Source organism: Nocardioides sp. zg-1308 (genome assembly GCF_013155375.1).
Classification (GTDB): Bacteria; Actinomycetota; Actinomycetes; order Propionibacteriales; family Nocardioidaceae; genus Nocardioides; species Nocardioides renjunii.
Genome location: NZ_JABJQY010000001.1, coordinates 88,148 through 108,249 on the forward strand (window position 1 = coordinate 88,148; position 20,102 = coordinate 108,249).

22 protein-coding genes and 2 tRNA genes are annotated in these 20,102 nt (G+C 73.3%); 10 read left to right on the forward strand and 14 right to left on the reverse strand.

The window, feature by feature from the left end:
- Nucleotides 1-44: 44 nt before the first annotated feature.
- The gene (locus tag HN031_RS00440) at nt 45-734 is read right to left on the reverse strand and encodes a response regulator (RefSeq protein WP_172264781.1); all 690 of its coding nucleotides are present in this window, start codon (nt 732-734) and stop codon (nt 45-47) included.
- Complete coding sequence (locus HN031_RS00445; protein ID WP_172264782.1) at nt 731-2,341, reverse strand: ATP-binding protein; 1,611 nt, start codon at nt 2,339-2,341, stop codon at nt 731-733. Before HN031_RS00445 ends, HN031_RS00440 begins: the two co-directional genes overlap by 4 nt.
- Before the next feature lie 116 nt (nt 2,342-2,457).
- Between HN031_RS00445 and HN031_RS00450 the strand changes: the two genes are divergently transcribed.
- Genes HN031_RS00450 through HN031_RS00465 form a run of 4 tightly spaced genes read left to right on the forward strand, consistent with a single transcriptional unit; the run spans nt 2,458 to nt 5,928 of the window.
- Complete coding sequence (locus HN031_RS00450) at nt 2,458-3,453, forward strand: tripartite tricarboxylate transporter substrate binding protein (RefSeq protein WP_172264783.1); 996 nt, start codon at nt 2,458-2,460, stop codon at nt 3,451-3,453.
- On the forward strand, nt 3,450-3,986 hold the full coding sequence (locus tag HN031_RS00455) for a tripartite tricarboxylate transporter TctB family protein (protein ID WP_322425595.1): 537 nt from the start codon (nt 3,450-3,452) through the stop codon (nt 3,984-3,986). Before HN031_RS00450 ends, HN031_RS00455 begins: the two co-directional genes overlap by 4 nt.
- The gene (locus HN031_RS00460) at nt 3,986-5,536 is read left to right on the forward strand and encodes a tripartite tricarboxylate transporter permease (RefSeq protein ID WP_172264784.1); all 1,551 of its coding nucleotides are present in this window, start codon (nt 3,986-3,988) and stop codon (nt 5,534-5,536) included. Before HN031_RS00455 ends, HN031_RS00460 begins: the two co-directional genes overlap by 1 nt.
- Nucleotides 5,533-5,928 (forward strand): universal stress protein, encoded by a 396-nt coding sequence (locus tag HN031_RS00465; RefSeq protein ID WP_172264785.1) that lies wholly within the window; start codon nt 5,533-5,535, stop codon nt 5,926-5,928. Before HN031_RS00460 ends, HN031_RS00465 begins: the two co-directional genes overlap by 4 nt.
- A gap of 82 nt (nt 5,929-6,010) precedes the next feature.
- On the opposite strand, the gene HN031_RS00470 is transcribed toward HN031_RS00465, so the two are convergent.
- From HN031_RS00470 to HN031_RS00495, 6 genes are all read right to left on the reverse strand, one after another.
- Nucleotides 6,011-6,086, reverse strand: a tRNA-Glu gene (locus HN031_RS00470).
- Nucleotides 6,087-6,174: 88 nt separating this feature from the next.
- Nucleotides 6,175-6,246, reverse strand: a tRNA-Gln gene (locus HN031_RS00475).
- Nucleotides 6,247-6,318: 72 nt separating this feature from the next.
- Nucleotides 6,319-7,329, reverse strand: a complete 1,011-nt coding sequence (locus HN031_RS00480; protein ID WP_172264786.1) for a CPBP family intramembrane glutamic endopeptidase — start codon at nt 7,327-7,329, stop codon at nt 6,319-6,321.
- A 4-nt stretch (nt 7,330-7,333) separates the two neighbouring features.
- Nucleotides 7,334-8,800 carry a glutamate--tRNA ligase gene (gene gltX, locus HN031_RS00485; protein WP_172264787.1) on the reverse strand — a complete coding sequence of 489 codons (1,467 nt, stop codon included), beginning with the start codon at nt 8,798-8,800 and terminating at the stop codon, nt 7,334-7,336.
- An 8-nt stretch (nt 8,801-8,808) separates the two neighbouring features.
- On the reverse strand, nt 8,809-9,636 hold the full coding sequence (locus tag HN031_RS00490; protein ID WP_172264788.1) for a fumarylacetoacetate hydrolase family protein: 828 nt from the start codon (nt 9,634-9,636) through the stop codon (nt 8,809-8,811).
- Nucleotides 9,637-9,697: 61 nt separating this feature from the next.
- The gene (locus tag HN031_RS00495) at nt 9,698-11,080 is read right to left on the reverse strand and encodes an aminotransferase class V-fold PLP-dependent enzyme (protein ID WP_172264789.1); all 1,383 of its coding nucleotides are present in this window, start codon (nt 11,078-11,080) and stop codon (nt 9,698-9,700) included.
- A 46-nt stretch (nt 11,081-11,126) separates the two neighbouring features.
- Between HN031_RS00495 and HN031_RS00500 the strand changes: the two genes are divergently transcribed.
- Complete coding sequence (locus HN031_RS00500; RefSeq protein WP_172264791.1) at nt 11,127-12,014, forward strand: 3-methyladenine DNA glycosylase; 888 nt, start codon at nt 11,127-11,129, stop codon at nt 12,012-12,014.
- Here the strand turns inward: HN031_RS00500 and HN031_RS00505 are convergent.
- A complete protein-coding gene (locus tag HN031_RS00505) occupies nt 12,002-12,643 on the reverse strand; it encodes a sulfotransferase family 2 domain-containing protein (RefSeq protein ID WP_172264793.1) in 642 nt (213 codons plus the stop codon). The two genes, HN031_RS00500 and HN031_RS00505, sit on opposite strands and share 13 nt — an antisense overlap.
- A gap of 53 nt (nt 12,644-12,696) precedes the next feature.
- Between HN031_RS00505 and HN031_RS22100 the strand changes: the two genes are divergently transcribed.
- A complete protein-coding gene (locus HN031_RS22100; RefSeq protein WP_172264795.1) occupies nt 12,697-13,305 on the forward strand; it encodes a pentapeptide repeat-containing protein in 609 nt (202 codons plus the stop codon).
- 8 nt (nt 13,306-13,313) lie between these two features.
- On the opposite strand, the gene HN031_RS00515 is transcribed toward HN031_RS22100, so the two are convergent.
- On the reverse strand, nt 13,314-13,871 hold the full coding sequence (locus tag HN031_RS00515) for a TetR family transcriptional regulator (protein WP_172264797.1): 558 nt from the start codon (nt 13,869-13,871) through the stop codon (nt 13,314-13,316).
- A gap of 131 nt (nt 13,872-14,002) precedes the next feature.
- Here HN031_RS00515 and HN031_RS00520 point away from each other — a divergent pair, with 131 nt between their 5' ends.
- The 3 genes from HN031_RS00520 to HN031_RS00530 are packed head-to-tail and all read left to right on the forward strand — an operon-like array spanning nt 14,003 to nt 15,970.
- Nucleotides 14,003-14,623 (forward strand): biotin transporter BioY, encoded by a 621-nt coding sequence (locus HN031_RS00520; RefSeq protein WP_172264799.1) that lies wholly within the window; start codon nt 14,003-14,005, stop codon nt 14,621-14,623.
- An 8-nt stretch (nt 14,624-14,631) separates the two neighbouring features.
- Nucleotides 14,632-15,330 carry an energy-coupling factor ABC transporter ATP-binding protein gene (locus HN031_RS00525; protein WP_172264801.1) on the forward strand — a complete coding sequence of 233 codons (699 nt, stop codon included), beginning with the start codon at nt 14,632-14,634 and terminating at the stop codon, nt 15,328-15,330.
- Nucleotides 15,331-15,337: 7 nt separating this feature from the next.
- Nucleotides 15,338-15,970: an energy-coupling factor transporter transmembrane protein EcfT gene (locus HN031_RS00530; RefSeq protein WP_367650609.1), complete on the forward strand. Its 633-nt coding sequence runs from the start codon at nt 15,338-15,340 to the stop codon at nt 15,968-15,970.
- Between the two features lie 8 nt (nt 15,971-15,978).
- On the opposite strand, the gene HN031_RS00535 is transcribed toward HN031_RS00530, so the two are convergent.
- From HN031_RS00535 to HN031_RS00545, 3 genes are read right to left on the reverse strand one after another with little or no spacing between them, the layout of a single operon-like run.
- Complete coding sequence (locus HN031_RS00535) at nt 15,979-16,365, reverse strand: glyoxalase/bleomycin resistance/extradiol dioxygenase family protein (protein WP_172264803.1); 387 nt, start codon at nt 16,363-16,365, stop codon at nt 15,979-15,981.
- A gap of 10 nt (nt 16,366-16,375) precedes the next feature.
- Nucleotides 16,376-17,782 carry an amidase family protein gene (locus tag HN031_RS00540; RefSeq protein ID WP_172264805.1) on the reverse strand — a complete coding sequence of 469 codons (1,407 nt, stop codon included), beginning with the start codon at nt 17,780-17,782 and terminating at the stop codon, nt 16,376-16,378.
- Nucleotides 17,783-17,836: 54 nt separating this feature from the next.
- The gene (locus tag HN031_RS00545) at nt 17,837-18,394 is read right to left on the reverse strand and encodes an NAD(P)H-dependent oxidoreductase (protein ID WP_172264807.1); all 558 of its coding nucleotides are present in this window, start codon (nt 18,392-18,394) and stop codon (nt 17,837-17,839) included.
- A 72-nt stretch (nt 18,395-18,466) separates the two neighbouring features.
- Here HN031_RS00545 and HN031_RS00550 point away from each other — a divergent pair, with 72 nt between their 5' ends.
- A complete protein-coding gene (locus tag HN031_RS00550) occupies nt 18,467-19,057 on the forward strand; it encodes a helix-turn-helix domain-containing protein (RefSeq protein WP_172264809.1) in 591 nt (196 codons plus the stop codon).
- A 161-nt stretch (nt 19,058-19,218) separates the two neighbouring features.
- Here the strand turns inward: HN031_RS00550 and HN031_RS00555 are convergent, their stop codons facing one another.
- A complete protein-coding gene (locus HN031_RS00555) occupies nt 19,219-19,941 on the reverse strand; it encodes a DUF305 domain-containing protein (protein WP_172264811.1) in 723 nt (240 codons plus the stop codon).
- Between the last annotated feature and the right edge of the window lie 161 nt (nt 19,942-20,102).

Sequence of the window (20,102 nt, forward strand, 5' to 3'; positions counted from 1 at the left end):
GACCAGCGGAAATCGGACACGGCCGTCCGCCGGACCGACGGGCCTCAGCCGCCGCTGCGGTAGCGGCGCTCCGGCCGGCCGGCGCCGCCGTACTGCAGCCGCACGGACACCTGGCCGCGCGCGACGAAGTGCTCGAGGTAGCGCCGCGCGGAGACCCGCGAGATCCCGACGACATCGGCGCACTCGGCGGCGGACAGCTCGCCGGCCTGGCGCAGCGCGGCGAGCACGGCGTCGGCGGTCTCGGGACTGAGGCCCTTGGGGAGGCTGACGGCGGCGGGCGGGACGGTGGCGGCGCCGAACACGGCGTCGATGTCCTGCTGGCCCGGTGCGCCCGACCCCGAGAGCGCCAGGTGCGCGGACCTGAAGGACTCGAGCCGGACCCGCAGGTCCTCGTAGTCGAAGGGCTTGACGAGGTAGTGCACCGCTCCCCCGGACGCCGCGGCGCGCACGGTGTCGGCCTCGCGGGCGGCGGTGACCACCAGCACGCCGACGTCGTCGCCTCCGGCCCGCAGCCGGCGGAGCACGTCGATGCCGGTCATGTCCGGCAGGTGCACGTCGAGCAGCACGAGGTCCGGGCGCAGCCGCGCGACGTCGTCGAGGGCCGCCTGGCCGCTGCTGGCGACGCCGACGACCCGGAAGCCGTCGGTGCGCTCGACGAACTGCGTGTGGATGCGGGCCACCATGAAGTCGTCGTCCACCACGAGGACCGTCACCTCGCCCGGCTCGCCGCTCATCCGACCTCCGCTCCCGGGAGTCGCGCCTCGAAGACGGCGCCCGTGCCGTCCGGGCGCGGACGGACGGTGATCGCGCCACCCCGACGCTCGCAGACGACCTGGACCAGCGCCAGTCCGACGCCCCGTCCCTCGTCGGTGGCCGCCTTGGTGCTCCAGCCGCGGCGGAAGATCTCGCCCACCCGGTCGGGCGGCACCCCGGGCCCGGTGTCGGAGACGGCCAGGCACACCGTGCCGGCGTCGAGGTGCAGCTCGACCTCGACGCTCGTGCCCCCGACCGAGACCGACGCGTCGACCGCGTTGTCGACCAGGTTGCCCAGCACCGTGCCGACGTCGGTCGACGTCTCGGGGTCGAGGCGGGGCAGCTCGCTGCCGCTGGTCACCTCGAGGTCGACCCGGCGCTCGGCGGCCAGGCTGGTCTTGGCGATGAGCAGCGCCGCCACGGCCGGGTCCTCGACGCGGGACGTGACGGCGTCGGAGATCTCGGCGCGGCGGCGGCTCAGCGTGCCGACCAGCCGGGACACCTCGTCGTACTCCCCGAGCTGCACCAGGCCGGAGATCGTGTGCAGCTGGTTGTGGAACTCGTGGGTCTGCGCGCGCAGCGTGTTGGTGATCGACTCGCGGGCGCTGAGCTCGCTCTGCAGCGCCAGGAGCTCGGTGCGGTCGCGCAGGGTGGTGACCGACGCGACCCGCCGCCCGCGCTCGACGACGGGGTTCCGGTTGACGACCAGCACCCGCTCCCCCAGCACGACGACGTGGTCGCGGATCGCGGTGTCGTCGGCGAGCAGGTCGCGCACGGCCGGGTCGAGGTCGAGGTCGTCGACCCGGCGCGACTCGACGTCGCCGTCGAGACCGATCAGCTCGCGGGCGCTGTCGCTCATCACCGTGACCGTGCCGTCGTCCGCCACGGCGAAGACACCCTCGCGGATCGAGTGCAGCAGGGCCTCGCGCTGGTCGGCCAGCGCGGCGATCGCGGCCGGCTCGAGACCCCGCGTACGCCGCCGGATCAGCCGCGAGAGCAGCAGCGAGCCCGCCACCCCGAGCCCGAGCCCGAGGCCGGCGAAGGTGATGAGGTCGGGCAGGACGCCGCGGGCGCGCTCGGCCCACGACGGGTAGGTCTGGGCGACCATCGAGATGCCGACGAGCTCGCCCCCGTCGTCGATGATCGGCACCTGCGCGGCGATCGCGCGGTCGCCGAAGTCGTCGACGTCACCGGTCCAGGCCCGCAGCCGCTGGACCGTGCTCCCGTCGAGGTCGATCTTCTCGCCCCGCCCCGCGATGTCGCTGCTGACGAGGACCACGCCGTCGGCGTCCGTGAGGTAGACGCCACCGGCCTGGTAGTTGCCGCGGGTCCGCTGGGTGTAGGACGTCAGCGTCCCGCGGTTGCTCTCGATCCGGTCCTCGACGAACGCGTCGCGGATCGCTGCGGTGTTGGCCAGCGACTCGGCGGCGTCGCGCAGGAGCGCGCCCCGGGTGTCACGGAAGTCCGCGTCGCTCTGCTGCACCGACACCACGCTGGCGACCGCGACCACGGCCAGCAGCACGGTCAGCTGGAGCACCAGGAACTGGCCGGCCAGCGTCGCCGGCCACCAGCGCGAGCGTGACCACAAGTTCCACAACCTCCATTGCTTACCCAAGCGTGACGGACGCCACACGCAGTCTCCACCATCGTGTGGTCGGCCCCTCCGGGACCGACGGACGAACCCTGACAGAGATCGGAGTGCCCATGCTGCGCCAGAGGACGAGGCGGACAGCCGCCACGGTCGTGGCCCTCGCGAGCACGCTGCTCCTCGCGACGGGGTGCGGGGTCACCCGCGGTGCGGCGAGCAGCGACATGACGATGCTGATCCCCAACAGCCCCGGCGGTGGCTACGACCAGACCGGACGCACGGCGATCGCGGTGATGGAGGAGTCCGACATCACCGGCGGGTCGTTCGAGGTCACCAACGTGATCGGCGCCGGCGGCTCGGTCGCGATGGCCCGGCTGATGAACGCCGAGGGCGACGAGCGCACGATGATGACGGCCGGTCTCGGCGTCGTCGGCTCGCTCTACTCCTTCGCCGCCCCCTACAAGCTGCAGGACGCGACGCCGCTGGCCCAGGTCATCGAGGACCAGGAGGGCGTGCTCGTCCCCGCGGACTCCCCGTTCGAGACCATCGACGACCTCGTGGCGGCGTGGCAGGACGACCCGGGATCGATCGTCGTCGGCGGCGGGTCCTCCCCGGGCGGCCCCGACCACCTCTTCCCGATGCAGCTCGCGACCGCGATCGACATCGATGCCCGCGACGTGCGCTACGTGCCGTACGACGGTGGTGGCCCGCTGACCAGCGCCCTGCTCGGCAACAAGATCGACGTCGGCTTCTCCGGCGTCGGCGAGTTCGAGGGGCCGCTGTCCGAGGGCGAGCTGCGGTTGCTGGCGGTCTCCGGCGAGGAGCGGCTCGAGGGCGAGATCATCGGCGACGCCCCCACCCTCCAGGAGTCCGACATCGACCTGGTCTTCACCAACTGGCGCGGCGTCTTCGCGCCCCCCGGCATCAGCGACGAGCGCCGCGACGAGCTGATCGCGATGCTCGAGGAGATGCACGACACCCCCGAGTGGCAGCAGGCCCTCGAGGACAACGGCTGGATCGACGAGTTCAAGACCGGCGACGAGTTCACCACGTTCCTCCAGGAGCAGGACGAGCGCGTCGCCACCACCCTTGAGGAGCTGGACCTGCTGTGAGCACACCACTCGACACCCCCACCTCCCCGGCCGCGCCGGGGACCACCGACGGTCCCGACCGTGACATGGCCCAGCTCGGCCTCGCCGCACTGCTCGTCGTCGTCGGCGCCTACACGCTCTACGACGCCACCACGCTGCGGGTCGGGTTCGGCGACCCCGTCGGCCCGCGCCTGTTCCCCTACGTCATCGGGGCGGTCACGGTCGTCCTCGGCCTGCTGCTGGTCCTCGCCACCTTCCGCGGCGACGTGCCGGAGGGCGAGGGCGGCGAGGACGTCGACCTGCGCCAGCCGGCCGACTGGACCACCGTCCTCAAGCTCGTCGGCGTGCTGCTCTTCACGGTGCTGACCATCTCGTTCCTGGGCTGGGCCGTGAGCGGAGCGCTGCTCTTCGTCGGTGCCGCCTGGTCGCTCGGCAGCCGCACGCTGGTGCGTGACGTGATCGTCGGCCTCGTGCTGTCGGTCAGCAGCTGGTACTTCTTCCACGAGGGGCTGGGCGTCATCCTGCCCGCCGGGATCCTGGACGGGGTGCTCTGATGGAGAACCTCGGCCTGCTCGCGGACGGCTTCGGCGCCGTCCTGACCCCGGAGAACCTGCTGTACGCCGTGATCGGCGTGCTGCTGGGCACCTTCGTCGGCGTCCTGCCGGGCATCGGCCCGGCCATGGCGGTCGCGCTGCTGCTGCCCGTCACCTACGGGCTCGACCCCATCTCGGCGTTCATCATGTTCGCCGGCATCTACTACGGCGGCATGTACGGCGGCTCGACGACGGCGATCCTGCTCAACACGCCTGGTGAGTCGGCGTCGGTGATGACCGCCCTCGAGGGCAACCTGATGGCCCGCGGCGGACGGGCCGCGCAGGCCCTCGCCACCGCTGCCATCGGCTCGTTCATCGCGGGCACCATCGGCACCCTGCTGGTCGTCTTCTTCGCTCCCGCGCTGGCGTCCGTGGCCGTCGAGATCGGCGCCCCGTCCTACTTCGCGCTCATGGTGCTCGCGATGATCATGGTGACGAGCGTGCTCGGTGGCTCGCCGCTGCGCGGCTTCATCGCGCTCTTCCTCGGCCTCACCCTCGGGCTGGTCGGCCTCGACCTCAACACCGGGCAGACCCGGCTGAGCTTCGACCAGCCGCTGCTCGCGGAGCGGATCGACGTGGTCGTGGTCGCCGTCGGCATCTTCGCCCTCGGCGAGGCGCTCTGGGTGGCTGCCCACCTGCGCCGCACGCCCGCCCACGTGATCCCGGTGGGGCGTCCGTGGATGAGCGGCGAGGACGTCAAGCGGTCGTGGGGCCCCTGGCTGCGCGGCACGGCGTACGGCTTCCCGTTCGGCGCGCTGCCGGCCGGCGGCGCGGAGATCCCGACGTTCCTCTCCTACGTCACCGAGAAGCGGATCGCCGCCCGCAAGGGTCGCGACGAGTTCGGCGAGGGTGCGATCGAGGGCGTTGCCGGGCCCGAGGCGGCCAACAACGCCTCCGCGGCGGGCACCTTCGTGCCGCTGCTCGCGCTCGGCCTGCCGGTCACGGCCACGTCGGCCGTCATGCTCGCCGCCCTGCAGGGCTACGGCATCGAGCCCGGCCCCGGCCTGATGACCGACCAGCCCGAGCTGGTGTGGGCGCTGCTGGCCAGCCTGCTGATCGGCAACGTGCTGCTGCTGGTGCTCAACCTGCCGCTCGCGCCGGTCTGGGCCAAGCTGCTGCAGGTCCCGCGGCCCCAGCTCTACGCCGGGATCCTGTTCTTCGCCGCGCTGGGCGCCTACGCCGCCAACCTCCAGGCCTTTGACCTGTTCCTGCTGCTCCTCCTCGGCCTGCTCGGGCTGATGATGCGCCGGTTCGGGCTGCCGGTGCTGCCGCTGATCCTCGGCGTCATCCTCGGGCCGCTCATGGAGTACCGCCTGCGCGAGGCGATGGCCATCTCGGGCGGCGAGGTGTCAGCCCTCTGGAGCGAGCCGCTCGCGATCGTGATCTACGTGATCGTGGCGATCGCCGTGGTGGCGCCGTTCGCGGTCCGCCGGATCCGTCCCACGCCGGCCGCGGTGGCCGAGGACCTCAGCACGCACACGCACGACACGGACGAGGAGAAGGTGCGATGACGACCATCGTGGTGGGCTGGACGCCCGACGAGTTCGGCGAGGCCGCCCTGGCGCGCGGCGTCGAGGAGGCGACCCTGCGCGGGGGGAGGCTGGTGGTGGTCAACGCCACCCGCGGCGACGCCCTCGTCGACGAGCGCTACGCCGACGACGACCAGCTGTCCCGGCTGACGGCCGACCTGGCCGGCCGCGGGGTCGAGGTGGACGTACGACGCTCGATGGGCGCCGACGTGGGCGACCAGGTGCTGTCGGTCGCCGAGGACGTGTCGGCCGACCTCGTCGTGATCGGCCTGCGCCGGCGCTCGCCGGTCGGCAAGCTGCTGATGGGCAGCGTGGCGCAGCGGATCCTGCTCGGCGCCGAGTGCGCGGTGCTCGCGGTGAAGCCGCCCCACTGAGCGGCCCGCCCGGACCCACCCCGAACCCACCCCGAGCACGACGAAGGGCCCGGTCTGCTGACCGGGCCCTTCGTTGCTGCGTTGGTACCCCCGACCGGATTTGAACCGGCGTTACCGCCGTGAGAGGGCGACGTCCTAGGCCGCTAGACGACGGGGGCTTGCAGGTGCCGCTCCTGCGAGCGACGGAGCGAGACTCTACCGAAGTCGGAGTGACGCTCCAAATCCGGGGCTCTCGCACCGGATCCGCTGGGGTACTAGGACTCGAACCTAGAACAACTGGACCAGAACCAGCCGTGTTGCCAATTACACCATACCCCATGGGGGTATCAGTTCGATCGAGTCGCGATCGGCCTGACCACCACGTCGTTCCTTGCGGAACGACCCCGAACGTTACACGCGAGGAGGCTGACCGACCAACTCGGGGTGGTCCGGCGGAGAGGGCGGCGGGAGTGCTCCTCCGACCGGCGGGCCGACCTCGACCAGCCCCATCGCCCGGGCCACCCAGCTCGCCAGCGCGAGGTAGACGAGCGACTGGGTGAGGGTCGACAGGATCATCCACCAGCTGCTGCCGCCGGTCGCGTTGAGGGCGGTGGTGAGGTCACCGAAGGCGAGCGCCAGGCCGAACGCCAGGAAGTTGTTGAGGACGTGCATCGCGATGGGCGCCTCGAGCCCGCCCGTGCGGATGACGAGGATGCCGGCGACGACCCCGAAGGCGAACCGGTCGAAGAAGACCGGCCAGTCCTGGGACAGCCCGTGGAAGAGCGCGAAGATGAGGGCCGGACCCAGCACGGCCAGCGCCTGCGAGGCGCGCCGGGCCCACACCAGCGAGCCGAACGCCTGGGTGAGGTAGCCGCGGAAGAGGTACTCCTCGCCGGCCGCCTGCAGCGGCGTCAGGAGCAGGATCACGATGAGGAAGTCGCGCGTGCGGGCGGTGAAGTCGTTGACCTCGCCGATCGGCGCCTCGCCCGGCGCGACCGGCAGCAGCAGGGCGACGAGGAGGGACGCCACCAGGGCCACGACCGAGAGGCCCACGCACACGAACAGGTAGCGCCAGCGGATGCGCGGTGCCACCGAGGACACCCAGCGCGGCTTGAGCCGGTGCAGCCACCACGTCACCGCGAACGTCGCGGGGATGGCGGCCGCGATCACCACGTTGAGCAGGGCCAGGCCCGCCGGGGTCGCCTCCGCCGTCACGTCGAGGACGGCCGCCGCCTCGTCGCTCGTGCTGCCCGTGGCCAGCAGGAGCGCGAACGCGACCAGGCCGGCGACGAGCGGGACGAGCCCGAAGACCGTGAGCAGGAGCAGGACGGCGCCGACGAGCGAGCGCCAGACACCGGGACGCCCGACGCGGTGCAGCTGGTGGTAGCGCGGCCGGAAGTCGGGCGCCAGCGGAGCGGGCATGGCCTCAGGCCAGCGCGGACCGGAGCCGCGCCAGGCTCCGCTCGCGACCCAGCAGCTCCATGGACTCGAAGAGCGGCGGGCTCACCCGGCGCCCGGTGACGGCGACGCGGACCGGGCCGAACGCGACGCGGGGCTTGAGCTCCATGCCCTCGATCAGCGCCACGCGCAGCGCCTCCTCGATGGCGGCCGTCGACCACTCGCGCAGCCCCTCGAGGGCGTCGTACGACGCCTGGACCACGCCGCGGCCCGTCTCGTCGAGCAGCTTGGCGACGTCGTCGGGGTCGCGCGTGAAGTCGGCCTCGTCGACGAAGAGGAAGCCCAGCATCGGGGCCGCCTCGGTGAGCTTGTTGATCCGCTCGGCGACGAGCGGCATGGCGAGCTCGAGCAGCTGCGCGTCGGCGTCGGACACCGGGTCGCTGACGACCCCCGCCTCCTTGAGGAACGGCAGGGCCCGGTGGGTGATGTCCTCCACCGACAGCAGCCGCATGTGGGAGGCGTTGATGGCCTCGGCCTTCTTGAGGTCGAAGCGGGCGGGGTTGGGGTTGACGTCCTTGATGTCGAACGTCTCGACCATCTCCGCGACCGTGAAGATGTCGCGGTCCGCGGCGATCGCCCAGCCGAGCAGGGCGAGGTAGTTGAGCAGCCCCTCGGGCAGGAAGCCCTGGTCGCGGTAGGCCAGCGCGTGCGCCTCGGGGTCGCGCTTGGACAGCTTCTTGTTGCCCTGCCCCATCACGTAGGGCAGGTGGCCGTAGGCCGGCACCTCCTGCGCGACGCCGAGCGCCACGAGCGCCTCGAAGAGCGCCAGCTGGCGCGGCGTGCTGGAGAGCAGGTCCTCGCCGCGGAGGACGTGGGTGATCTGCATCAGCGCGTCGTCGACCGGGTTGACCAGCGTGTAGAGCGGGTCGCCGTTGGCGCGCGAGAGCGCGAAGTCGGGGACGTTCTCGGTCCCGAAGGAGATCTCTCCGCGCACCAGGTCGTCCCAGGCGATCGAGCCGTCGGGCATCCGGAACCGGACGACCGGCGAGCGGCCCTCCGCCTCGAACGCCGCCCGCTGCTCGGCGGTCAGGTCGCGGCAGAAGCCGTCGTAGCCCTGCATCTTCGACCCCGACACCTTGCGTCGGGCGTCGACCTCGGCGGGCGTGCAGAAGCAGTCGTAGGTGTAGGACGACTCGTGCAGCCGGGCCAGCACGTCGCGGTAGACGTCGCCGCGCTCGCTCTGCCGGTAGGGCCCGTGCGGCCCGCCGACCTCGATCCCCTCGTCCCAGTCGAGGCCGAGCCAGCGCCACAGCTCCAGGATCGCGTCATAGGACTCCTGCGTGCTGCGCTCGCGGTCGGTGTCCTCCATCCGGAACACGATCGTGCCGCCGTGGCGGCGCGCGAAGGCCCAGTTGAACAGGGCCGTGCGCACAAGGCCGACGTGCGGCGAGCCGGTGGGCGAGGGACAGAATCGGACGCGGACGTGGGACGTCATCGGGGTGCTCAGCTTCTCTGGTCGGAACTGCGGCGGGCGACGGGGTTGGTCAGGGCGCCGATGCCGGCGACGGAGATCTCGACCTCGTCGCCGACCTCCATCGGACCGACGCCCTCGGGGGTGCCGGTGAGGATGACGTCGCCGGGCAGCAGCGTCATCACCGACGAGACGTGGGCGACCAGGGTCGGCACGTCGAAGATCATGTCGGCCGTCGAGCCGTCCTGGACGAGATCACCGTTGAGGTGGGTCTGCACCTGGCGGCCGTCGATGAAGGCCTGCGGGTCGAGGTCGGTCTCGATCCACGGACCGATCGGGCAGAAGGAGTCGAACCCCTTGGCCCGCGTGAACTGCACGTCGGACCGCTGCAGGTCGCGCGCGGTGACGTCGTTGGCGACGGTGTAGCCGAAGATCACGTCGGTGGCCTGCTCGGCGGGGACGTCGCGGCAGATGCGGCCGATCACGACCGCGAGCTCGCCCTCGTAGTGCAGGTCGCTGGTCTGCGGCGGGTAGAAGATCGGGTCACCGGGTCCGACCACCGTGGTGTTGGGCTTGAGGAACATCAGCGGCTCCTCCGGCAGGTCGTGGCCGAGCTCCGCGGCGTGGGCGGCGTAGTTGCGCCCGATGCCCACCACCTTGCTGCGCGGGATGATCGGCGCGAGGAGGCGTACGTCGCCGAGCCGGTGCTCCTCCTCGACGACCTTGATGCCGACGTAGAGCGGGTCGCCGGCGAGGGCCACGACGACCGAGTCCTCGGCGGGCTGGCCGTAGTCGTCGACCTCGCCGGTCACGACGCCGAAGCGGGGCTCCTCGCCGGTGCTGAACCTGCAGATGCGCATGCACCGAGGCTATCCAACCGCCCGCCACGGCGACGACGCCGGGACGGCCGCCGGTCACGGCTCAGTGCGCGGCTGCCTGGTCGCCCGCCGCCCGGCGCAGCGCGTCGAGCGTGGTGGCGACGTCGTCCAGCGTCGTCGACCAGTTGCTGACGCTCACGCGCAGCACGGCACGCCCGTGCCACCGGGAGCCGGTCGTCCAGGCCGTGCCGTCGGCGAGCATCGCCGCGACGGCGGCCCGGGTGCGGTCGTCGTCGCCGAAGGCCGCGCACACCTGGGTGAACACGACGTCGTTGAGCACCGTCGCGTCGTCGATGGCGGCGATCCCCTCGGCGAACGCCGAGGCGTGCTCGCAGTAGGCGTCCACGAGGTCGGCGACCCCCTGGCGACCCAGCGCGCGGAGCACCGCCCAGACCGGGACCGCCCGGCCGCGGCGGCTGATCTCGGGCACCTTGTCGAGCGGCTCCCCCGCCGCGTCGTGGATGAGGTAGTCGCCGTGCATGCCCATGGCGGCGCGCAGGGCCGGCCGGTCACGCACGATCGCCAGGCCGCAGTCGTAGGGCACGTTGAGGGTCTTGTGCGCGTCGGTGGCCCAGGAGTCGGCCTGCTCGACGCCCGCAACGAGGTGCCGCCTGCGCGGCGAGGCGGCGGCGAAGAGGCCGAACGCGCCGTCGACGTGCACCCACGCCCCGGCGTCGTGCGCCGCCGCGATGGTCTCGTCGAAGGGGTCGAAGGCGCCGGAGTGGACGTTGCCCGCCTGCAGGCACACGATCGTCGGACGGCCGTCACCCGCCTCGAGGGCGGCGGCGAGCGCGGCGGGCTCGATGCGGCCCTGGTCGTCGGCCGCCACGGGCTCGGGCGCGCCCAGGCCGAGGTAGCGCAGCGCGAGGTCGATGGTGTCGTGGCGTTCGGCGCCCACCAGCACGCGGACGCCGGGCGAGCCGACGAGGCCGCGCTCGGCGACGTCCCAGCCGGCCCGGCGCAGCACCTCGTCGCGCCCGGCGGCCAGGCAGGTGAAGTTGGCCATCGTCCCGCCCGTCACGAAGCCGACCGCGCTGCCGGCGGGGAGGCCGAGCAGGTCGACGACCCACGACTCGGTCAGCTCCTCGATCGCGGAGTGCGCCGGGGTGATCGTGCGCAGGCCGGCGTTCTGGTCCCACGCGCTCACCAGCCAGTCGGCCGCCAGCGCGGCGGGGTGCGAGCCGCCGATGACGAACCCGAAGAAGCGACCTCCCGGCATCGCCGTCAGTCCGGGCTCGCACGTCGCGGCCAGCTCGTCGACGACCTCGGCCACGTCGAGCGGTCCCTCGTTGAGCACCGGGTCGAGGCGTGCGGCCATCTCCTCCACACCGAGCCGCGGCGGGACCGGCCGGTCGGCCAGCGACTCCAGCCACGTGAGTGCGTGCGCGTGGGCCCGCTCCAGTCCGGCGCTGCGCTCGATGTCCATCCGGTCAGTGTCCGCCCGTGGGGGCCGACGCACTAGCCTCATATCAGTGAAGGTGCTGTCCCCCGCCGAGTGGCGTCCGCTCGCCGACGCGCATGCCGCGCGCGTCGACGAGTTCCTCGAGCCGCACCTCGCCCGCCGCGCCGACCAGGTCAGGCACCCGGTGCACGACTTCCTCTTCACCTACTACTCGCAGCGCCCCGCGCAGCTGCGGCGCTGGCACCCGGGCCACGGTGTCGCGCTCGAGGACGCCGGGGCGTACACCGGGCTCAAGGGCTACGCCGCCGAGGAGCCGGTGACCGTCAGCGACGCGTACGTCGTCTCGCAGCGGCCGCTGGTCGAGCAGCTGCACCGCCTGCTGACCGCCACGGCCGCCCGCCCCGCCCAGCTCGGCTGCTTCGGCCTGCACGAGTGGGCGATGGTCCACCGCGCGGGCGACGTCGACGGTGGCACGCGGCACGACCGGCCGCTGCGACTCGGCCAGGACGGCACGGACGCGGTGGTCGAGTCGCACCGGATCGCCTGCTCGCACTTCGACGCGTTCCGCTTCTTCACCCCGACCGCCCGCCCGCTCAACACGCTCCAGCCGGGCCGCGACGACCGGCCCGCCTTCGAGCAGCCCGGCTGCCTGCACGCCGGGATGGACCTCTACAAGCACGCCTTCCGGCTGACGCCGATGGTCCCCAGCGACCTGGTGGCCGACTGCTTCGAGCTCGCCCGCGACATCCGCGTCCTCGACATGCGGGCGGCGCCGTACGACCTCACCGACCTCGGCGTCGAGCCGGTGCGGATCGAGACGACGGCGGGCAAGGCGGCGTACGTCCAGGCGCAGCGCGGGTTCGCCGAGCGCGGGGCCCCGCTGCGGGCGAGGCTCGTCGACGCGTGCGAGCGGCTGCTGGCCGTCGCGGGCGAGCGGGCCGTCGCTCAGAACTCGTAGCCGAAGGCCTCGATCGTGTCGGCGAAGACCGTCGCGACGCGCTCCTTCGAGGCGGGGGTGTAGAGCTCGCGGTAGTGGCCGGCCGGCCGGGCGTTGCCCTTGGCACGCGGCAGGTCAGGCTCCCCCGGCAGGCCGAGGTGCGCCCACACCTCGCGCAGCTCGGCGTCGAGGTTCTCGTAGCGCAGCACCCGGTCGAGGACCATCGAGCCGCGGATGCGGTAGAGCCGGCGGTTGTTGGCCAGCTGCTCGATCCAGATCTCCTGGACGTAGGTCTCGAAGTCGGGCAGCTCGTCGCGGTCCTTGTACTTCCAGAAGTAGAGCGAGACCACCGCGTCCCACGGGTTCCGCTCGATCGCGAAGGTGTAGTAGTCGTCGAACACCTGCGCGCCCACCAGGTCGCGGGTGGCCTTCGCGCCCATGTGGTTGTAGGCCTTGCGCGGCAGGGGCGGGGAGTCGAAGTTCTGCGGCGGCCGGCCGCCGGCCGCCTCGCGGAGCGCCTCGTCCTCGGGGCTGATCTCGGTGATGATGTCGTCGGGCCCGCACACCTTGGACAACGCGATCTCCACGCTCGTCCCCGCCGTCTTGCGGGTCTTGAGGAAGATGAAGCGGTGCTGGTGGGACGCGATCACGGCCCTGACCCTATCCGTCGGCCGTCCCGTGGCCCACGGATACGGTGACTGCCGTGACCGAGCACCAGGGAGCCTCCGGCCAGCACTTCCGGAGCGAGGACTGGTACGGCGACGACCTCGGCGCGGCCCGCTTCGTGGAGTGCACGTTCACCGACGTCGACCTCTCCGAGGCGGCCACGTCGGGGGCGGTCTTCGAGCGGTGCACCTTCCACGGCGGTCGCCTCAACGCCTCGACGCACACGGCGACGGCGTTCGTGGGCTGCGACTTCCGGCGCACGTCGTTCTTCGACGCGACCCTCGACGGCTGCAAGCTCGTCGGCAGCATCTTCAGCGAGTGCGTGCTGCGACCGCTGACGGTGACCGGCGGCTCCTGGCTCGGGGTGACGATCCGCGGCACCAACCTGTCGCGGCTCGACCTCTCCGGCGTCGACCTCCGCGAGGCGGACCTCTCCCTGTCCGACCTGACCCTCGCCACGCTCGCCCGGGCGCGCCTCGACCGCGCCGTGCTCCGCGAGGCCGTCCTCGACCGCACCGACCTGCGTGGCGCGAGCCTGGACGGCGTCGACCTGTCCGAGGCCGTGCTCACCCGGACGCAGCTCGACCTCGCCGGGGCCGTCCTGCTCGCCGAGCTGCACGGCGCCGTGGTCGACGCCTCGGCCTGAGGGCGCGGTCAGGACCCGGCGAGCCGCGCGCGCAGCCCGTCGATCACCAGGTCGAGCCCGAGGTCGAAGTCGGGCAGCGACTCCAGCGACCGCTCGACCGCCCCGAGGCTGACGGCCTGGCGCGCGGTCTGCTCCTCGAACGCGTGCCCGAAGACGTAGTGCACCAGCGCGCGCGAGGCGACCGGCACGAGCTCCGCCGGCACGTCGGCGTCCGCCAGCACCTTCTCCAGCTCGACGACCGGTGCCGCCGCGCCGAGCCCGAAGGCCCACACCGTGGCGACCACGTCGGCGCCGTCGGTGCAGCCGAGCATCGCGTGGCGCAGCTCGGAGCAGACCTCGCGGAGCCGGTCGGGCCACGCCGCCGCCGTCCGCGGGCGGGCACCGCGCGCCAGGATCTCGTCGGCGACGGCGGCCAGCAGCGCCTGCTTGCTCGGGAAGTGGTGGTAGATCGCGCTCGGCTGCACGCCCAGCTCGGCACCGAGCCGGCGCATGGTCAGCGCGGCGAGGCCGTGGGCGTCGAGCAGCGCGACGGCGTGCGCGAGGACGTCGCTGCGATGGTGGGCCACGCGTCCTCCCGGCCTGCCGTGCGTCCGGCTGTGTGTCTGGTCCCGCGTCCGGTCCCGCGTTGACGGGGTGTCGGCGCCAGCCTAACCTGAACACCGTTCAGGTCGCCTCCGCGGAACCAGCAAGGACCCCCATGACTGCCACCACCCGGCCCGAGACCGCCACCGGCCCCGGCCACGACGGCGTACGTCCCGGGTCCTCGCCGACCCGCGACGTGGCGCTCGTCGCCGCCTTCGCCGCGCTCGTGTGCGCCAGCGCCTACGTCGGGGCCATCCCGGTGGGCAGCGCGGGCGTGCCGATCACCCTGCAGACGCTGACCGTCATGCTCGCCGGGTGCATCCTCGGGCCGGTCCGCGGGTTCGCCGCGGTGGCGCTCTACCTCGCCCTGGGCGCCGTCGGCCTGCCGGTCTTCGCCGAGCACTCCTCGGGCATCGGCGTCTTCGCCGGGCCCAGCGGGGGCTACCTCCTCGCCTTCCCGCTCGCGGCGGCGCTGGGCGGCTTCCTCGTCCAGCACGTCGCCCGCGAGCGGCGCACCCGGGCGATCGTCGTCTTCGCCTGCTCGATCACCGCCAGCGTGCTGGTCATCCACCCGCTCGGCATCCTCGGGATGATGCTGCACTTCGACGTGTCGTTCGCCCAGGCGGCGGCGTGGGACATGCCCTTCTGGCTCGGCGACGTGGTGAAGACCTCGGTCGTGGCGATGATCGCCGCCGAGGTGCACCGCGCCTTCCCCCAGCTGCTCCACCGCGGCTGACGCGCTCCTTGCCCACGATCCGGCTCGACGCCGCCTCGGTCCGCGTCCCGCTGCCGGGACGCGGCGAGCGGGAGGTGCTGGCGCCCACGACGCTGACCCTCACCGAGCGTCGGATCGCCGTGGTCGGGGCCAACGGCTCGGGGAAGTCGACGCTGGCGCGGCTGCTCAACGGGCTGGTCCGTCCCACCTCCGGCCGGGTGACGGTGGACGGCCGTGACGTCGTGCGCGACGGCGCGGCCGTGCGGCGCATGGTCGGGTTCTGCTTCACCGACCCGGCGGCGCAGCTGGTCATGCCCACCTGCGTGGAGGACGTCGAGCTCTCGCTCCGCCGCCGGGTGCGGTCGGCCGGCGCGCGCCGCGAGCAGGCGCTCGGGGTGCTCGCCGACAACGGCCTCCTCGACCACGCGCACGACTCGGTGCACTCACTCTCGGGCGGTCAGCGGCAGCTGCTGGCCCTCGCCGGTGTGCTCGCCCTCGAGCCGATCGTCGTGGTGGCCGACGAGCCGACGACGCTGCTCGACCGCGCCAACACCCGACGTGTCGGCGACATCCTCCTGGGCCTCGAGCAGCAGCTCGTGCTCGTCACCCACGACCTCGACCTGGCCGGACGCTGCGACCGGGTCGTCGTCGTCGACGCGGCGCATGTGGTCGCCGACGGCCCGCCGGGCGAGGCCATCGCCCGCTACACGGCCATGGCCGACGCGTGACCGCCCGGTGAGCGACCTGATGGCCGGGCTGCACCAGCCCGGCGACACCGTCCTGCACCGGCTGCCCGTCGGGGCCAAGGTGCTCGGCCTGGCCGTGCTCAGCCTGGTCATCGTGGTGGTCCGCGACGTGCGCGTGGCCGCCGTCTTCCTGCTGGTGACGCTGCTGCTGGCGGCCGTCGCGCGGGTGCCCCTGCGCTCGGTGTGGCGCGCGGCGCGCGGCGTGCTCCTCATCGCGGTCGTGGCGAGCCTGTTCCAGTGGTGGTGGTACGGCGCGGAGAAGGCCGCGGAGACCTTCCTCGACCTGCTCAGCCTGGGCCTCGCGGCGCTGTCGCTGACCGCCACGACGCAGGTCAACGAGATGGTCGACGCCCTGTCCCGGTGGGCCCGGCCGCTGAAGGTGGTGGGGCTCGATCCCGAGCGGGTCGCACTCACGGTGGCCCTGACGGTCGGGGCGCTGCCCGGCACCATCGCGGTCGCCCGCGAGACCCGCGACGCCGCGCGGGCCCGGGGGCTGGACCGCAGCCCGCGGGCCCACCTGTCCCCGTTCGTCATCCGCGTCGTCGCCCGCGCCCACGAGTCCGGCGACGCGCTCCACGCGCGTGGGATCGGGGACGACCACGGCGCGGGTCCGTCCGACTGACGTCCCGCTCAGCCGGCGGGCTGGGTGACGAACCAGCGGTGCCCGAACGGGTCGCGGAACACCGCCAGGCGACCGGCGGTCGGATCGTCCTCCGGGCCCCGGTCGAGCGTGACGCCTCCCCCGGTGACGCGGGCACAGACGGCGTCGACGTCGGTCACCTCGAGGTGCAGCGACACGGCGGCCCCCCGCGTCGGGTCGGGCGCGGCGACGCCGGCCGAGCCGAACTCGTCGGACATCATCCAGCGCCCGCCGCCCACGGCGAGCTCGACGTGGCCCACGCGGCCGTCGTCCATCACGATGGGCTCGAGGACGACCTCGGCACCGAGCACGTCGACGTACCAGTCGATGGCGCGGCGGGCGTCCGTGACGCAGAGGTACGGCGTCAGCTCACCCATGCCCCCCACCTCACCAGCCGGGGGGACGCCTGTCCACCCACGCCGCCCCGCTGTCGGCCTGCGCCGCCTCGACCTGGGCGGCCACGGACAGCAGCAGCTCCTCCTCGGCCGGGCGCGCGGCGAGCATCACGCCAACCGGGAGGCCATCGTCGGTCCAGTGCAGCGGCAGCGACACCGCCGGCATCCCGGTCACGTTCCAGGCACTGGTCCAGGGCGTGAACGCCTTCTGCCGGTCGAAGTCGCGGGCCGGGTCGGCGTCGTCGCGCAGCTCCCCGACGAGCACCGGCGGACGGGCGAGCGTGGGCGTGAGCACGACGTCGTACGGCGCCAGCGCCGTGAGCGCGACCGCCGCGTGCTGGCGCAGGCGCCCGATCGCCAGCCCGAACTCGGGGCCGCTGACCGCGTGACCGCGCCCGGCGAGCCACCGGGTCAGGGGGCGCAGGCGGTCCTCCCGGCCCGGCGGCGCGGCGGCCAGCGCGGTGAGCACCGCCCAGCAGGTCTCGAAGTCGGCGACCGCCTCGGGCGGGATGGGGCCGGCGACGTCCTCGACGTCGTGGCCGAGCGACTCCAGCAGCCGCGCGGCGTCGTTCCAGGCGGCGAGGCTGGACGGGTGCACGTCGACGTCCGCGATCACCGGGGTCGCGAAGCGGGCGACGCGGAGCCGGCCGGGCTCCCGGTCGCACGCGGCGAGGAACGGGGCCGACGGCGGCGGCGCCCAAGAGGGGTCGCCGACCCGACGGCCGGCGAGCACGTCGAGCAGGGCCGCCGCGTCGCGGACGGTGCGGGCCAGCGTGCCGGGCGTGGCGAGCCCGACCGGGTCGCCGTAGCGCGGGGCGCCGCTGACCCGGCCGCGCGACGGCTTGAGTCCCACGAGTCCGCAGCAGGAGGCGGGGATCCGGATCGAGCCGCCGCCGTCGGAGCCGGGCGCCACGGGCAGCAGGCCGGCGGCGACGGCTGCCGCAGCCCCGCCGGAGGAGCCGCCGGCCGTGCGGGTGGTGTCCCAGGGCGTCACCGCCGGCGGCGCGACGTCCGGCTCGGTGTAGCAGGGCGACCCGAACTCGGGCGTGCTCGTCTTGCCGAGGCTCGGCATGCCGGCCCGCCCCACGGACAGCACGAGCTCGTCGGACTCGTCGGGGACGAAGTCGTCGTACGCCGCCGAGCCGAACGTCGTCCGCACGCCCGCGGTGGGGTGGAGGTCCTTGATGCCGGTCGGGACGCCCCACAGCGGGCCGGCCCCCTCGGGCCGACCCGCGTCGGTCAGCCGGCGCGCGTGGTCGCGAGCCTGCTGGTGGGTGGTCGTGACGAACGCACCCACGCGATCGGCACGGTCGGCGTAGTGCTCGACCAGCTCGAGCGGCGACACGTCACCGCGGCGTACGGCGTCGCCCTGCTCGAGCGCGGTCAGGTCGTGGAGCACACCGCCGACCGTACCGACGTCCGCGGTGCCGGCGGGGTCGCCGGGGTCGCCGGGTCAGGCGACGGCGGCCTCGGCCTCGTGCGCGACGAGGGCGTCGAGGGCGTCGAGGAAGCGGCGCACGGCGGCCTCGTCGGCCAGCGGGTCACCGTCGACCGCGGGCTCGTCGACGACGATGTGGTCGACGACCAGGGCGCCGGCGATGCGGGCGGAGTGGCGGGCGTGCTCGTGCGACCACTTGCCGCCGTAGGGCGTGGGGGTGGCGCCGATGGCGGCGAACGGCTTGCCGACGATGGCGCCCTGGCCGTAGGGGCGCGAGAGCCAGTCGATGGCGTTGTTGAGGACGGCCGGCATCGTGCCGTTGTACTCGGGCGTCACGGCGAGGACGCGATCGGCGGCCGCGACGGACTCGCGCAGCGCGGTCGCGCTCTCGGGAGCGGTCTCGCCGTCGATCTCCTCGTTGTAGAACGGGACGGCGTCGAGGCCCTGGACGACGTCCACGACGACACCGGCGGGGGCGTGGTCGCGGAGGTGCTCGGCGATGCGGCGGTTGAGCGAGCCGGTGCGGCTCGAGCCGAGGAGGACGGCGACGCGGGTCTGCTTGTCAGTGGTCATGCCGGGTTAAACGGACCGCGGTCCGCTTCTATTCCCGTGCGTCCCGACTTTTTCCACCCCTAGGCTGGAGGGGTGCCCCACCTCCTGCCGCTGGCCGACGAGCCCGCGCCGGAACGGGCCGACGCGGCGCGCAACCGCGAGGCGATCCTCGCAGCGGCGCTGCACCTCGTGGAGACGCGGGGGGTCGACTGCGTGACCATGGACACGGTCGCCTCGGAGGCCGGCGTCGGCAAGGGCACGCTCTTCCGTCGCTTCGAGAGCCGCGAGGGCCTGATGGCCGCGGTGCTCAACGAGTCCGAGACCGCCTGGCAGGCGAGCGTCATCTCCGGCCCCCCGCCGCTGGGCCCCGGCGCGCCGCCGTACGAGCGGCTGCTGGCCTTCGGCCACTCCCGGCTGCGCACCAACCTGACGCACTCCGACCTCATCGCGGCCGCCGGCCGGCCCGGGACCCGCTCCGCCGCGGCGCTGTCGTTCGCCAACATGCACGTGCGCTACCTGCTCGGCGAGCTCGGCGTCACGGGCGACCTGCTGATGCTGGCCACGGCGCTCCTCGCCCCGCTCGAGATGGTGGTGCTGGAGCAGCAGGTCACCCGCGAGCGCCTCCCGCTCGAGCGGGTCGAGGCGGGCTGGGACGACCTGGTCCGGCGGGTGGTGGGGCGCTGAGGTGGGGGGCTGCTGCTGTGCGGCTCCGGTGACCTCTGGAGTCCCCGGATATCCGGGGACCACCGGCCTTACAGGTGGGGATCTCGACCTCGAAGCACGCAACTCGGGTGCACAGCTCGCTCCGGCGGGGCGTACGACGCCCGCGGTCCGACCGCGGTCGGCTACTCCCCCTGCGTGAGCTCCCGCTTCATGGCCGCGATCTCGACGGCCTGGTCGGACGCGATGTGGCTCGCCAGCTGGAACACCGCGGACTCCTGACCGCCCTCGCCGCCGGCCAGCAGCGTCTCGACCATGATGATCGCGCCCTCGTGGTGGCGGATCATCAGCTGGAGGAAGAGCCGGTCGAAGGCTCGCCCCTGCGCCTCGGCGAGCTGCTCCAGCTCCTCGGGCGTGGCCATCCCGGGCATGCCCGCGTGGCCCGTGGTTCCCGATGTGTCGGACCCGTGCTCGCCGTGGTCATCCGACCCGTGCTCGCCGTGGGTGCCGCTCAAGGTCTCATCGCGCTCGGCCAGCCAGCCCCGGAGCTGGTCGAGCTCGTCCACCTGGGACACCTCGATGCGCTCCGCGATCGTCGCGAGATCGGGGTCGGCGGCGCGTTGCTCGGCCAGCGCGGTCATCTCGAGGGCCTGCGCGTGGTGCGGGATCATGTCCTGCACGAAGGTCACGTCCGCCTCGGTGTGGGCGGGGTCCTCGAGGTCCTCGACCTCGTCCGACGAGAGCGTCGTGCCGGGCTCCCCCGGGGCACCGAGCTGCACCACGGGCGGGGCGTCCTCCTCCCGCGTGCCTCCCTGCTCGTCGCCGGTGCACCCGGTGGCCGCCAGGCACAGCAGGAGTACGACGCTGCGCGAGGCGACGCCGGTCCAGGTGCGGCGGCTGGGTGTCATGTGGGCTCCCGAGAGGGTCGTGTGGCGCGAAGACGGACGACGCGTCCACCAGGGTATGGCGGTCGTCCCCGGGGGTCGCTAGGTTGCTCGCAATACTAGGTCGCTCGGGCGACCGGGACTTCCGACCCGACCGCCGGCGCGACCACTGGAGAAGAAGGTCG

What these genes read in the sequence shown, in the direction of transcription:
- HN031_RS00555 (WP_172264811.1), bottom strand. Translation starts at nt 19,941, where the DNA reads ATGACACCCAGCCGCCGCACCTGGACCGGCGTCGCCTCGCGCAGCGTC.
- HN031_RS00460 (WP_172264784.1), top strand. Translation starts at nt 3,986, where the DNA reads ATGGAGAACCTCGGCCTGCTCGCGGACGGCTTCGGCGCCGTCCTGACC.
- HN031_RS00440 (WP_172264781.1), bottom strand. Translation starts at nt 734, where the DNA reads ATGAGCGGCGAGCCGGGCGAGGTGACGGTCCTCGTGGTGGACGACGAC.
- HN031_RS00495 (WP_172264789.1), bottom strand. Translation starts at nt 11,080, where the DNA reads ATGGACATCGAGCGCAGCGCCGGACTGGAGCGGGCCCACGCGCACGCA.
- HN031_RS00535 (WP_172264803.1), bottom strand. Translation starts at nt 16,365, where the DNA reads ATGGGTGAGCTGACGCCGTACCTCTGCGTCACGGACGCCCGCCGCGCC.
- HN031_RS00545 (WP_172264807.1), bottom strand. Translation starts at nt 18,394, where the DNA reads ATGACCACTGACAAGCAGACCCGCGTCGCCGTCCTCCTCGGCTCGAGC.
- HN031_RS00520 (WP_172264799.1), top strand. Translation starts at nt 14,003, where the DNA reads ATGACTGCCACCACCCGGCCCGAGACCGCCACCGGCCCCGGCCACGAC.
- gltX (WP_172264787.1), bottom strand. Translation starts at nt 8,800, where the DNA reads ATGACGTCCCACGTCCGCGTCCGATTCTGTCCCTCGCCCACCGGCTCG.
- HN031_RS00480 (WP_172264786.1), bottom strand. Translation starts at nt 7,329, where the DNA reads ATGCCCGCTCCGCTGGCGCCCGACTTCCGGCCGCGCTACCACCAGCTG.
- HN031_RS00490 (WP_172264788.1), bottom strand. Translation starts at nt 9,636, where the DNA reads ATGCGCATCTGCAGGTTCAGCACCGGCGAGGAGCCCCGCTTCGGCGTC.
- HN031_RS00450 (WP_172264783.1), top strand. Translation starts at nt 2,458, where the DNA reads ATGCTGCGCCAGAGGACGAGGCGGACAGCCGCCACGGTCGTGGCCCTC.
- HN031_RS00465 (WP_172264785.1), top strand. Translation starts at nt 5,533, where the DNA reads ATGACGACCATCGTGGTGGGCTGGACGCCCGACGAGTTCGGCGAGGCC.